Annotated in this window: 10 protein-coding genes and 1 pseudogene; 6 read left to right on the top strand and 5 right to left on the bottom strand. The window is 66.7% G+C overall.

From position 1 onward, the window contains the following. Positions 1-34: 34 nt before the first annotated feature. From AADZ78_RS09655 to hemE, 4 genes are read right to left on the bottom strand one after another with little or no spacing between them, the layout of a single operon-like run. Positions 35-784 carry a class I SAM-dependent methyltransferase gene (locus AADZ78_RS09655; protein ID WP_085248748.1) on the bottom strand — a complete coding sequence of 250 codons (750 nt, stop codon included), beginning with the start codon at positions 782-784 and terminating at the stop codon, positions 35-37. Next, positions 781-1,476, bottom strand: coding sequence for a hydrogen peroxide-dependent heme synthase (gene hemQ / locus AADZ78_RS09650; RefSeq protein WP_085248747.1), 696 nt, complete (start codon positions 1,474-1,476; stop codon positions 781-783). Before hemQ ends, AADZ78_RS09655 begins: the two co-directional genes overlap by 4 nt. Before the next feature lie 5 nt (positions 1,477-1,481). Beyond that, the gene (locus tag AADZ78_RS09645; RefSeq protein ID WP_085248745.1) at positions 1,482-2,825 is read right to left on the bottom strand and encodes a protoporphyrinogen oxidase; all 1,344 of its coding nucleotides are present in this window, start codon (positions 2,823-2,825) and stop codon (positions 1,482-1,484) included. Continuing rightward, the gene (gene hemE, locus AADZ78_RS09640) at positions 2,822-3,883 is read right to left on the bottom strand and encodes a uroporphyrinogen decarboxylase (RefSeq protein ID WP_085248743.1); all 1,062 of its coding nucleotides are present in this window, start codon (positions 3,881-3,883) and stop codon (positions 2,822-2,824) included. The genes AADZ78_RS09645 and hemE overlap by 4 nt, the downstream gene beginning before the upstream one ends. Before the next feature lie 43 nt (positions 3,884-3,926). Between hemE and AADZ78_RS09635 the strand changes: the two genes are divergently transcribed. From AADZ78_RS09635 to AADZ78_RS09625, 3 genes and pseudogenes are all read left to right on the top strand, one after another. Further along, positions 3,927-4,733: an enoyl-CoA hydratase/isomerase family protein gene (locus tag AADZ78_RS09635; protein ID WP_085248741.1), complete on the top strand. Its 807-nt coding sequence runs from the start codon at positions 3,927-3,929 to the stop codon at positions 4,731-4,733. Between the two features lie 464 nt (positions 4,734-5,197). After that, positions 5,198-5,832, top strand: a pseudogene (locus tag AADZ78_RS09630) (DUF3000 domain-containing protein). Position 5,833: 1 nt separating this feature from the next. Next, positions 5,834-7,117 (top strand): ribonuclease D, encoded by a 1,284-nt coding sequence (locus tag AADZ78_RS09625; protein WP_085248737.1) that lies wholly within the window; start codon positions 5,834-5,836, stop codon positions 7,115-7,117. Here the strand turns inward: AADZ78_RS09625 and dxs are convergent. Then, positions 7,114-9,039 (bottom strand): 1-deoxy-D-xylulose-5-phosphate synthase, encoded by a 1,926-nt coding sequence (gene dxs / locus AADZ78_RS09620; protein WP_085248735.1) that lies wholly within the window; start codon positions 9,037-9,039, stop codon positions 7,114-7,116. The genes AADZ78_RS09625 and dxs overlap by 4 nt on opposite strands. A gap of 196 nt (positions 9,040-9,235) precedes the next feature. Here dxs and AADZ78_RS09615 point away from each other — a divergent pair, with 196 nt between their 5' ends. From AADZ78_RS09615 to AADZ78_RS09605, 3 genes are read left to right on the top strand one after another with little or no spacing between them, the layout of a single operon-like run. Further along, positions 9,236-9,679: a CBS domain-containing protein gene (locus AADZ78_RS09615; protein ID WP_085248731.1), complete on the top strand. Its 444-nt coding sequence runs from the start codon at positions 9,236-9,238 to the stop codon at positions 9,677-9,679. 10 nt (positions 9,680-9,689) lie between these two features. Beyond that, complete coding sequence (locus tag AADZ78_RS09610; RefSeq protein ID WP_085248729.1) at positions 9,690-10,988, top strand: SLC13 family permease; 1,299 nt, start codon at positions 9,690-9,692, stop codon at positions 10,986-10,988. Continuing rightward, positions 10,985-12,271, top strand: a complete 1,287-nt coding sequence (locus AADZ78_RS09605; RefSeq protein ID WP_085248727.1) for an ArsB/NhaD family transporter — start codon at positions 10,985-10,987, stop codon at positions 12,269-12,271. Before AADZ78_RS09610 ends, AADZ78_RS09605 begins: the two co-directional genes overlap by 4 nt. Positions 12,272-12,280: the final 9 nt, after the last annotated feature.

The following is a 12,280-nucleotide window of genomic DNA, read 5'->3' as shown; positions in this document are numbered from 1 at the left end:
CACTTTGTCTGCAAAACGTCGGTCTCGACGAAACTCAATCCACGCGCGTGGCGTGCACTTCCCAAAACGGGGCGTGCACCCTGCCGTTGACCAGCCAGGGTTCCATCGCCCGGAACCGTTCCAACACGGACTGCACCCGATCGGCCATGTCTGGATTTCGCGCGGCCATCATTTCGAATGTATCGACGCTCATGTTGACCTGGTAGGTGGTCGGTCCTAGGTAGGTGATCTCCCAGCCGCCAATCGGAAGCACGTCGCGAAAGTCGTCCTCGGACAAGGACCGCGGCATGCTGAACCCGTTGACGTTGTGCGCACCGAACTCGAACATGTAGAGCCGCGCCCCCGGCTTGGTTGCCCGACGCAGCGCTTGCACGTAGCACTTCTGTAGCTCGGGCTCGGTGCTGAAGGTGTGATAAAAGGCGCAGTCGACGACGGTGTCGAAGCGGCCGTCGAGCCCGTCCAGCTTGGTGGCGTCGGCCACCTGGAAGTCCACCGAGACGCCGGCCTGCAGCGCGTTGGCCTGGGCGCGTTCGATGGCCCCCGCCGACCCGTCGATGCCGGTGGCCGAATAACCCTTGGAGGCGTAGTAGATCGCGTGGTGACCGGGGCCAGTGCCCGGGTCGAGCACCTCGCCTCGGATCGCGCCCAGCGCGACCAGCTGCTGGACCACAGGCTGGGGGCCGCCGATGTCCCAAGGTGTAGCGGCAGGCAACCCGTAAGACAGCCGCTCGTCTCGATACATCTCCTCGAAACGGGTCGGATCCGCCGGATCAAATTGGGTCATGGCAGCGAACTCACCAACTGCTCGACCGGCACCCGCGGCCCGGTGAAAAACGGCGTCTCCGCACGGGTATGCCGCCGGGCATCGGTGGCCCGCAGTTCCCGCATCAGGTCGACGATGCGGTCCAGTTCCGGGGCCTCGAAGGCCAGGATCCACTCGTAGTCGCCGAGCGCGAATGCCGGCACCGTGTTGGCCCGGACGTCTTTGTACTCGCGGGCCGCCATTCCGTGTTCGGCGAGCATGCGGCGGCGTTCCTCGTCGGGCAGCAGGTACCACTCGTAGGACCGCACAAACGGGTACACGCACACATAGGCGCCGGGCTCCTCGCCAGCCAGAAACGCCGGGATGTGGCTCTTGTTGAACTCGGCCGGCCGGTGCAGGGCCACACTGCTCCACACCGGCGAGCAAGCCCGCCCCAGCGTGGTGGTTCGCCGGAAATCGGCGTAGGTGGCCTGCAGCGCTTCGACGCGCTCGGCATGGGTCCAGATCATGAAGTCGGCATCCGCGCGCAGGCCCGCGACGTCGTAGAGGCCGCGCACCACGACGCCAAGTTCCTCTTGCCGCTTGAAAAACGTGGCGGCGTCGTCGATAACGGCGTCACGCTGGTCACCGAGCTCGCCAGGCCGCACCGAAAACACCGAAAACATCAGGTAGCGAAGCGTCGAGTTCAGGGCGTCATAGTCGAGTTTGGCCATGAAATCTATGGTGCCACGGTCGCCACGGCCCTACCGGCCGCCCCGATACAGGCAGGCACGCCAATGCCGTCGAGGTAGCTGCCGGCGACGGCGAGGCCCGGCGGCAGCCCGGCGCGCACCTCGGCGACCAGATCGGCGTGGCCCGGACCGTACTGCGGCATCGCGTCGATCCAGCGCTGCACCCGGACGTCAACCGGCTCGACGGCCACTCCGAACACTGCCGTCAAGTCGTCGACAGCCCAGGCCAGCAACTCGCGGTCAGACGCGCGAACAGCCGAACTTTCGGGGGCATCACCGAACCGCCCGAACGACAGCCGCAAGAGCTGCGCGTCGCCCCGCATGCCCCACTTGCGCGACGACAAGGTGATCGCCTTGGCGTGCACCGGTTCCCCGGTGGCCGCCAGCACACCGGAGCACTCCGGAAACGGGGTCTCGCGCGGCACCGCGAGCGCCACCACCGCCGACGAGGCGCTCACGACCCGGCTCGCGGCGGCGAAGGTGTGCGGCGCTAGGCCGTCCACCAGCCGGGTTACCCGCGGCGCCGGGATCGCCAGAATCACCGCATCGGCGTGCCGGCGGGCGCCGGTTGTGTCGTGTACCTGCCAACCGGGTGCAACCTTCGTTACCGCCGCCCGCACCCACTCCAGGCGGCTACGCCGAACGAGCTCGTCGACCAATACCTGGTAGCCGCCGTCCAGCGCGCCGAACACCGGCGCACCGGTATTCGGCGGCAACCCCTGGCGCACCGCTTCGGTCAACGAGGCAGCCCCGCGATCCAGGGCAGCGGCCACCGTCGGGGCCGCCGCGCGCAGCCCGATCGTCGCCGCCGAGCCCGCGTACACCCCGCTCAACAGCGGGTCAACCGACCGGGCCACTACCTGCTCACCGAAGCGGTCGGCCACCAAGTCGGCCACCGCGGGGTCGCTGCCCGGTTGCCAGCCAAACGGGCGGCTTGGTTCGGCGTCGATACGCGCCAGCGTCGCGTCGTCGACCAGCCCCGCCACAGACGTCGACGACGACGGGATCCCGGCCACCGTGTCCGACGGCAGCGGGTGCAATTCCCGCTGGCTGTAGATCAGCGGCCGGGCGCCGGTGGTGCCCAGCTGACACCCCGATAACCCCAGTTCGGCCAGCAACGCGGGAACCTCGGGCCGGCGCAGCACGAACGCCTCGGCGCCCACGTCCATGGGCTGTCCGCCAACCCGCTCCGTGCGCAGCACGCCGCCGAGCCGGTCACCGGGATCGAACACCGTGATCGTCGCGTCGTCGCCGGCGGCCATGCGCAACCGATACGCCGCCGTCAGCCCCGAAATACCGCCCCCCACAATGCAATAGGAGACAGCGGTCATAGCGAGTGAACCAACGACACCAATGCGGCCAGCACGCCGGGATCGGTCTCCGGCAGCACCCCATGGCCGAGGTTGAAGACGTGGCCTGCCGCGCCAGCGTCGACGGCGCGGCGTCCGTCATCGACGACGGCGCGTGCGGCACGTTCCACCACCGGCCAGCCCGCCAGGACCACAACGGGATCGAGGTTGCCCTGCAACGCGGTACCGGGCACCACCCTGGCGGCGGCATCGGTCAACGTGCTACGCCAGTCCACGCCGACGACGGTGGCCGGCGCTGGCTTTAGGGCCTCCGACATCGCGCCCAGCAGTTCGGCCGTCCCCACCCCGAAATGTGTCATCGGCACGCCGTATTCGGCGAGCGCGCCGAAGACCCGCGCGCTGTGCGGCAGCACGTACTGTCGGTAGTCGGCCGGCGACAGCGTTCCCGCCCACGAGTCGAACACTTGAATGGCGTCCACCCCGGCGTGGATCTGGCCGTGCAGAAACGCGATGGTCAGGTCGGTCAGCTTGGTCATCAGCGCGTGCCAGCTCGCCGGCTCGGCCAGCATCATCGCTTTGGTACGGGGGTGGTGCCGGCTTGGTCCCCCCTCGACCAGGTAGGACGCCAGCGTGAATGGCGCGCCGGCGAATCCGATCAGCGGGACATCACCCAGCGCGTCGATCAACAACGAAACTGCCTCTAGCACGGGCTGAATCGCTTGCGGGTCAAGGGGTTTCATCGCGTCGATATCGGCAGTCGTCCGCACCGGGTCGGCGATCACCGGTCCGACGTCGGCGACGATGTCCAAATCGATGCCCGCCGCGCGCAGCGGTACCACGATGTCGGAGAACAGGATCGCGGCATCGACTTCGTAGCGGCGGATCGGTTGCAGGGTGATCTCGCAGGCCACTTCCGGCTGGAAGCAGGCCGCCAGCATGGTGTGGCGTTCGCGCAGCGCCCGGTATTCGGGCAACGACCGGCCGGCCTGCCGCATGAACCACACCGGCACCCTGCTGGGTTTGCGGCCGGCGACCGCGGCCAGATATGGCGACTGCGGAAGGTCGCGGCGGGTACTCATCGAACACAATGCTGCCACGTACCGACCCCGTAACATCGACCCGATGCCAGTCACCTACGACGACTTCCCAAGCCTCCGATGTGAGCCTCAGGACAACGGTGTGCTGAATCTGATCCTGGACGCGCCCGGGCTGAATTCGGTCGGTCCGCAGATGCATCGCGACCTCGCCGACATCTGGCCGGTGATCGATCGCGACCCGACCGTGCGGGTGGTCCTGGTCCGCGGTGCGGGCAAAGCGTTTTCCTCCGGCGGCAGCTTTGACCTGATCGACGAAACCATGGGCGGCTTCGAGGGCCGGATTCGCATCCTGCGTGAGGCTCGCGATCTGGTGCTCAACCTGGTTAATTTCGACAAACCGTTGGTGTCAGCCATCAGGGGACCCGCCGTCGGCGCGGGTCTGGTGGTGGCGTTGCTCGCCGACATCTCGGTGGCGGGACGAAGCGCGAAAATCATCGATGGGCACACCAAACTCGGAGTGGCCGCGGGTGATCACGCCGCGATCTGCTGGCCGCTGCTGGTGGGCATGGCCAAGGCCAAGTACTACCTGCTCACCTGCGAGCCGCTTTCCGGCGAGGAAGCCGAGCGCATCGGGCTGGTCTCGACCTGCGTCGACGACGACGAGGTGCTTCCTACCGCAACGCGGCTGGCCGATAATCTGGCGCAGGGCGCCCAAACCGCGATCCGCTGGACCAAGCGCAGCCTGAATCACTGGTACCGCATGTTCGGGCCCACTTTCGAAACGTCGCTCGGCCTGGAATTCATCGGGTTCAGCGGTCCCGACGTACGCGAAGGTCTAGCCGCCCATCGCGAGAAGCGGCCCGCACGCTTTATTGACGGTCAGGACAGCTAAGCCTGATGGTGCCGACCCGCCGCGCCCGGCGCCACCGCCGCGCTTGCGATCGGCACTAAGCCTGATGGTGCCGACCCGCCGCGCCCGGCGCCAGCGCCGCGCTTGCGATCGGCACTAGGCCGGATGGTGCCGACCCGCCGCGCCCGGCGCCACCGCCGCGCTTGCGATCGGCACTAAGCCTGATGGTGCCGACCCGCCGCGCCCGGCGCCAGCGCCGCGCTTGCGATCGGCACTAGGCCGGATGGTGCCGACCCGCCGCGCCCGGCGCCACCGCCGCGCTTGCGATCGGCACTAAGCCTGATGGTGCCGACCCGCCGCGCCCGGCGCCAGCGCCGCGCTTGCGATCGGCACTAAACGCAATTCGGCGCGCCTGATGACGCGTGTCGGGCGATAGGGCTACCGTCGAAATTTGTGACCCGCGCCGGCGACGATGCAGAGCGAAGCGAGGCGGAGGAGCGGCGCTCATGACCGACGCCGGCGACGATGCAGAGCGAAGCGATGAAGAGGAGCGGCGCTCATGACCTCAGCAGAACCGGCCCCATTTCGCGAGGCGGTAGCCGCGATGAACGCCGTCACCGTGCGACCCGAAATCGAACTCGGGCCCATTCGCCCACCCCAGCGGCTGGCGCCGTACAGCTACGCGCTAGGCGCCGAGGTCAGACATCCCGACGTCGACATCGTCCCGGAACGATCCGAAGGCGACGCATTCGGGCGGCTGATCCTGCTGTACGACCCCGAGGGCTCAGACGCGTGGGATGGCACAATCCGCCTGGTCGCCTACGTCCAGGCCGACCTGGACTCGCACGAAGCCATCGACCCGCTGTTGCCGGAGGTGGCATGGAGTTGGCTGGTCGAGGCGCTGGAAACGCGCACCGAACAGATGACCGCCCTGGGAGGCACCGTCACGGCCACCACCTCGGTGCGTTACGGCGACATCTCCGGTCCGCCGCGCGCCCATCAGCTGGAGCTACGGGCGTCGTGGACGGCGACCACCCCCGACGTGGGCAGTCACGTCCAGGCGTTCTGCGATGTCCTGGAGCACGCCGCGGGCCTGCCGCCGGCCGGGGTCACCGACCTGGGCTCGCGGTCACGCGCCTGATATGTGCCCCGAGCTGACCCCGCCGGAGACTGATCCGGCGGGCAGCAGGCAACCCGAGCCCGTCCCATTACTCCACCCCGCCGACGGGATGCCGGATCTTTCGGTCACCGCTAAGCAGATCAAGGCCGCCGCGGCGCTGCTGGACCGCGGGCATGGACCATTCGCGGTGGATGCCGAGCGGGCGTCCGGTTTCCGTTACTCCAATCGGGCCTACCTGATCCAAGTCCGGCGGGCCGGCGCCGGCACGGTGCTCATCGACCCGGTCAGCCACGGCGGCGACTCGCTGACCGTGCTGCGGCCCGTAGCCGAGGTCCTCAGCAAGGACGAATGGATTCTGCATTCCGCGGATCAGGATCTGCCGTGTCTGGCCGAAGTCGGCCTGCGGCCGTCCGCCCTGTACGACACCGAGCTGGCCGGACGCCTGGCCGGATTCGAGCGGGTAAACCTTGCGACCATGGTCCAGCGGCTGCTGGGTCTGGGGTTGGCCAAGGGCCACGGCGCGGCCGACTGGTCCAAACGCCCGCTGCCGTCGGCCTGGCTCAACTACGCGGCGCTGGATGTGGAACTACTCATCGAACTGCGCGCTGCGATATCCGGGGTGCTCGCCGAGCAAAGCAAAACCGATTGGGCCACAGAGGAATTCGAATATCTGCGGACGGCCACCCCGACGACGGCCCGGCCGGACCGATGGCGGCGAACGTCGGGCATCCACCGGGTCAACGACCGCCGGGGCCTGGCCGCGGTTCGCGAGTTGTGGACGACGCGTGACCGTATCGCCCAGCGACGCGACATCGCGCCCCGACGCATCCTGCCGGACTCGGCCATCATCGACGCCGCCATCGCCGACCCAAAGTCGGTCGACGACCTGGTCGCGTTGCCGGTGTTCGGCGGGCGTAACCAGCGCCGCAGCGCAGCGATGTGGTTGGCGGCACTGGAAACGGCGCGGCAAAGCCAAGATCCGCCGGAGGTGACGGAACCGCCGAATGGTCCGCCGCCGCCGGCGCGGTGGAGCAGACGCAAGCCCGAGGCGGCCGCCCGGCTGGACGCGGCGCGTGCGGCGCTGGCGGAGGTGTCGCAACGGGTGGGGGTTCCGACGGAGAATCTGGTCTCACCCGACCTGGTGCGACGGCTGTGCTGGGACTGGGACGGCGCCCCGAAACGCTCGCCAGACGCGGTCACGGCCATCGACGAGTTCTTGCGCGCCGGCCAGGCGCGGGCGTGGCAACGAGAACTGGTGGTCCGGGTTCTGGCCGCGGCAGTGCAGCCGAGAGTCGGCGACGCTTAGTCGAGCCGCTCGCTGACTTGCGGCTCGGTAAGCGAATTGCCAAGTGCGGCAACCCAACCGGTGACACGGCGGGCCACGTCCTGGTCGGTGAGCCCCAGCTCGGCCAGCACCTCACCCCGCGACGCATGGTCGTAGAATTCCTGCGGCAGTCCGACATCGCGGCAGGGCGTATCGACTTCCGCTCGCCGCAGAGCCGCCGACACCGCCGAACCCACACCGCCGGCCACCCCGTTGTCCTCCAGCGTCACCAGCAGCTTGTGCTGTACCGCCAGCTCGCGAACAGCGTCGGAGACCGGCAACACCCAACGTGGGTCGATCACTGTCACACCAATCCCCTGGTTGTGTAGCCGTTTGGCCACCGCCAACGCCATCGACGCGAACGCGCCGACCGCTACCAGCAGCACATCGTGGTTCAGGCCACTGGCCGGCACCGCGAGCACGTCGACACCCGAGACGCCCGATCCGAGGCGCTCCAGCGCCGCAATATCTTCGCCCACATCGCCTTTGGGGAACCTAAGCGCTGTCGGCCCGTCGTCGGTGTCGAGCGCCTCACCGAGTTCCTCACGCAACCGGGCGGCGTCCCGGGGTGCGGCCACCCGGATGCCCGGCACGATCCCCAGCATCGACAAATCCCACATGCCGTTGTGGCTGGGCCCGTCCGAACCAGTGATCCCGGCCCGGTCCAGCACCATCGTGACGGGCAGCTTGTGCAGCGCCACATCCATCATGATCTGGTCGAACGCCCGGTTCAGGAACGTCGAATAGATCGCCACGACGGGGTGCATCCCACCCATCGCCAGTCCGGCCGCCGACGTCATCGCATGCTGTTCGGCGATGCCGACGTCGAACAACCGATCCGGAAAGCGCTCCCCGAACGCCGTCAGTCCGGTCGGTCCGGGCATGGCCGCGGTAATGGCCACGATGTCGCGGCGCTTGTGGCCGTAGCTGATGAGCGCATCCGCAAACGTCGCCGTCCAGCCCGGGCCGGCAACCTTCGCAGCCTGCCCGGTCGCCGGGTCGATCACGCCGCACGAGTGCATCTGCTCGGCCGCGTCGGCCTCGGCCGGCGGGTAACCCATCCCCTTACGGGTGACGACGTGCACGATCACCGGGCCACCGAAGCCTCGGGCACTGCGCAGCGCCACCTCCACGGCCCGTTCGTCATGCCCGTCGACCGGGCCGACGTACTTCAACCCGAGGTCGGTGAACAGCAACTGCGGTGACAGGGAGTCCTTGAGGCCGGCTTTGACGCTGTGCATGAAGTGGTAACACACCTCGCCCACCAGCGGCACCGCGCGCATCGCGTTGCGGCTCTTTTCCAAAACCTTCTCGTACGCCGGCTGCAACCGCAGCGTGGCCAGATGATCGGCGACGCCCCCGATCGTCGGCGCGTAGCTGCGGCCGTTGTCGTTGACCACGATGATCACCGGCCGGTGCGAGGCCGCAATGTTGTTCAGCGCCTCCCAGCACATGCCGCCGGTAAGCGCGCCGTCGCCGACGACCGCGACCACATGCCGGTTGCGGTGTCCGGTCAACTCGAAGGCCTTGGCCAGCCCGTCGGCGTAGGACAGCGCCGCGCTGGCGTGACTCGACTCGACCCAGTCGTGTTCGCTCTCGGCGCGGGAGGGATACCCCGACAGTCCACCCTTTTTGCGCAGGCTGTCGAAGTCATGGCAGCGGCCGGTCAACATCTTGTGGACATAGGCCTGGTGGCCGGTGTCGAAGATGATCGGATCGTGTGGCGAGTCGAAGACTCGATGCAGCGCCAACGTCAATTCGACGACGCCCAGGTTCGGACCCAGATGTCCCCCGGTGGCGGCAACCTTGTGGATCAGGAACTCACGGATCTCAGCGGCCAGGTCCTTGAGTTGCTGTTGGGAAAGGTGCTGCAGATCAGCGGGGCCGCGGATCTGTTCCAGCATCCCGTTAGTCTACGCAGCGATCGCGCGTTCGGCGCCATTTGTTCGGCCTCCGACGTTCAACGGTCGGCGGCACTTGGTAGCGTCGTCGGTCGGTGAGCCGGGAAGCCTGGTCGGCGTCAATGGACCTGCGACGCGAAAGACCACCATGGGCACCACTGAGCTAACCGCGACCACGACAACGCCGTATCGTCGGACCATGCGCGCCGAGGACATCGCCGAGGATTTTCCGGTCATCAGCATCGAGTCAAACGCACTCGACGCCGCCCGCATGCTTGCCGAGCACCGCCTGCCGGGACTCCTGGTCACCCACACGTCCGGACGTCCGTATGCGGTGTTGCCGGCCTCCCAAGTGGTGCGATTCATCGTCCCGCGCTACGTGCAGGATGATCCGTCGCTGGCCGGTGTGCTCAACGAATCCGTGGCTGACCGGGCCGCAGAAAAGTTGAGCGGCAAGAAGGTCGGCGATGTGTTGCCGGACCATCTCGTCGACGTGCCTCCGGCCAATGCCGACGACACCATCATCGAAGTGGCCGCACTCATGGCAAGGCTGAGAAGCCCGCTGATCGCGGTGGTCAAAGACGGCAGGCTACACGGGGTGATCACGGCGTCGCGCCTGCTGGCGGCGGCGCTAGGGTCTTGATCGCAACTCGATGAGCGCTGTCGCGGTCGCCGTATTCTTACTCGCCTTTGCGCTTATCACCAATGACCGGGTCAACAAAACTCTGGTGGCCTTGGCCGGCGCGGCGGTAGTCGTCAGCTTGCCGATCATCGATTCCGAGGACGTCTTCTACTCACACGAGACCGGAATCGATTGGGACGTAATCTTTTTGCTGCTGGGCATGATGATCATCGTCAGCGTGCTGCGGCAGACGGGCGTCTTCGAATACGTGGCGATCTGGGCGGCCAAACGCGCCCGTGGTTCCCCGTTGCGGATCATGATCCTGCTGATGCTGGTCACCGCCATCGCGTCAGCCCTGCTGGACAATGTCACCACGGTGTTGCTCGTCGCCCCCGTCACGCTGTTGGTGTGCGACCGACTGGCCACCGACGCCGCGCCGTTCTTGATGGCCGAAGCCTTCGCGTCCAACATCGGCGGCGCCGCGACATTGGTCGGCGACCCGCCCAACATCATCATCGCCAGCAAGGGGGACCTGAGCTTCAACGACTTCCTGGTCCACCTGGCACCGATCGTGATCATCATGATGGCTGCGCTGATCGTGTCGCTGCCGCGGCTGTTTCCTGGGGCGTTTGCGGTCGATCCCGCGCGGGTTGCCGACGTGATGTCGCTGAAAGAGCGGGAAGCCATTCACGATCCCGCGTTGCTGATCAAGTGCGGCGCCGTGCTGGTCGGGGTATTTGCCGGGTTTATCGCCCACACGCAGCTGCACTTGAATCCTTCCCTGGTCGCGATGCTGGGCGCGGGAATTCTCGTCGTGCTCTCCAAGTTGGAACACTCCCAATACTTGTCCAGCGTCGAGTGGGACACGTTACTGTTCTTCGCCGGCCTGTTCGTCATGGTCGGCGCGCTGGTCAAGACCGGCGTGGTCAAGCAGCTCGCAGAAATGACCGTGGCGACGACCGGCGGCAACATCCTGTTGACGACAATGGTGATCCTCGCCGGGTCATTTGTGATCAGTGGCTTCGTCAATAACGTGCCCTATGCCGCGACAATGGCGCCCATCGTCGTCCACCTGATTCCGGGCGTGATAGATCACATAAACCCGCACGTGCTGTGGTGGGCGCTTGCCATTGGCACTGACTTGGGCGGCAACCTCACTGCCGTCGGCGCCAGCGCGAACGTCGTTATCCTCGGAATCGCCAGGCGCGCCGACAATCCCATCTCTTTTTGGCAATTCACCCGAAAGGGCGCGTTGGTCACTGCGATGTCCCTCGTGCTGTCGGCGATCTATCTATGGTTGCGCTACTTCGTGTTGGGTGGGCAGCGATGAGCGTCATCGCGACCACGGTGTTTGTCGTTGCCTATGCGCTCATCGCCAGCGATCGCGTCAACAAGACGTTGGCCGCACTTGCCGGTGCGGCAATCGTGGTTGCCTTGCCGATCATCGACTCCGATGACGTCTTCTACTCCCACAAGACCGGAATCGACTGGGACGTAATCTTTTTGCTGCTGGGCATGATGATCATCGTCAGCGTGCTGCGGCAGACGGGTATCTTCGAATACGTCGCGATCTGGGCGGCCAAGCGCGCCCGCGGTTCCCCGTTGCGGATCATGATCCTGCTGGTGCTCGTGATGGCGCTCGGTTCGGCCTTGCTGGACAACGTCACCACCGTGCTGTTGATCGCGCCCGTCACCCTATTGGTGTGCGACCGACTGGCCATCAATCCCGCTCCATTTCTGATGGCCGAGGTCTTCGCATCCAACATCGGCGGCGCCGCGACGTTGGTCGGCGACCCGCCCAACATCATCATCGCCAGCCGGGCTGGCTTGACGTTCAACGACTTTCTGCTGCACATGACACCGATCGTGCTCATCGTGATGGCGGCCTTCGTCGCCCTGGTGCCCCGCATGTTCCGGCCCGCAACGGTCGAGGCCGATCGCGTCGCCGACGTCATGTCGCTGAACGAGCGTGAGGCTATTCGCGATCACAGGCTGCTCATCAAGTGCGGCGTGATCCTGTTGCTGGTGTTCGTGGCCTTCATCGCCCATCCGGTGCTGCACATGAAGCCGTCGATCGTGGCCTTGCTGGGCGCCGGCGTCCTCGTCGTGATTTCTGGGCTGGAGCGCTCCGATTACCTGTCCAGCGTCGAGTGGGACACCTTGCTGTTCTTCGCCGGGCTGTTCATCATGGTCGGTGCTCTGGCGAAGACGGGCGTCGTCGATGCGCTGGCGCGGGCCGCGACGCAGTTGACCGGCGGCCACGAGTTACTCACCGTACTCCTGATACTCGGCATCTCGGCGCCGGTCGCAGGCATTATCGACAACATCCCCTTTGTCGCCACGATGACGCCGATCGTCGCCGAGTTGGTTGCGGCCATGCCGGTTCAGGACAACCCCGACGTGCTCTGGTGGGCGCTAGCTCTGAGCGCCGACTTCGGCGGCAACCTCACCGCCGTCGGCGCCAGCGCCAACGTCGTCATGCTCGGAATCGCCCGCAGCGCAGGCACTCCCATCTCGTTCTGGGAATTCACCCGCAAAGGCATTGTGGTGACCGCGGTCTCGATCGCGCTATCGGCGGTCTATTTATGGCTACGGTACTTCGCGTTGAGCTGAGCGCCAGCG

It is taken from the genome of Mycobacterium riyadhense, assembly GCF_963853645.1.
Classification (GTDB): Bacteria; Actinomycetota; Actinomycetes; order Mycobacteriales; family Mycobacteriaceae; genus Mycobacterium; species Mycobacterium riyadhense.
The sequence above is the reverse complement of the archived record's forward strand: the minus strand, read 5'-3'. Positions and strand labels throughout refer to the sequence as shown.

Coding starts and splice junctions, on each gene's coding strand:
- AADZ78_RS09655 (WP_085248748.1), bottom strand. CDS start 784: ATGACCCAATTTGATCCGGCGGATCCGACCCGTTTCGAGGAGATGTAT.
- hemQ (WP_085248747.1), bottom strand. CDS start 1,476: ATGGCCAAACTCGACTATGACGCCCTGAACTCGACGCTTCGCTACCTG.
- AADZ78_RS09645 (WP_085248745.1), bottom strand. CDS start 2,825: ATGACCGCTGTCTCCTATTGCATTGTGGGGGGCGGTATTTCGGGGCTG.
- hemE (WP_085248743.1), bottom strand. CDS start 3,883: ATGAGTACCCGCCGCGACCTTCCGCAGTCGCCATATCTGGCCGCGGTC.
- AADZ78_RS09635 (WP_085248741.1), top strand. CDS start 3,927: ATGCCAGTCACCTACGACGACTTCCCAAGCCTCCGATGTGAGCCTCAG.
- AADZ78_RS09625 (WP_085248737.1), top strand. CDS start 5,834: ATGTGCCCCGAGCTGACCCCGCCGGAGACTGATCCGGCGGGCAGCAGG.
- dxs (WP_085248735.1), bottom strand. CDS start 9,039: ATGCTGGAACAGATCCGCGGCCCCGCTGATCTGCAGCACCTTTCCCAA.
- AADZ78_RS09615 (WP_085248731.1), top strand. CDS start 9,236: ATGCGCGCCGAGGACATCGCCGAGGATTTTCCGGTCATCAGCATCGAG.
- AADZ78_RS09610 (WP_085248729.1), top strand. CDS start 9,690: ATGAGCGCTGTCGCGGTCGCCGTATTCTTACTCGCCTTTGCGCTTATC.
- AADZ78_RS09605 (WP_085248727.1), top strand. CDS start 10,985: ATGAGCGTCATCGCGACCACGGTGTTTGTCGTTGCCTATGCGCTCATC.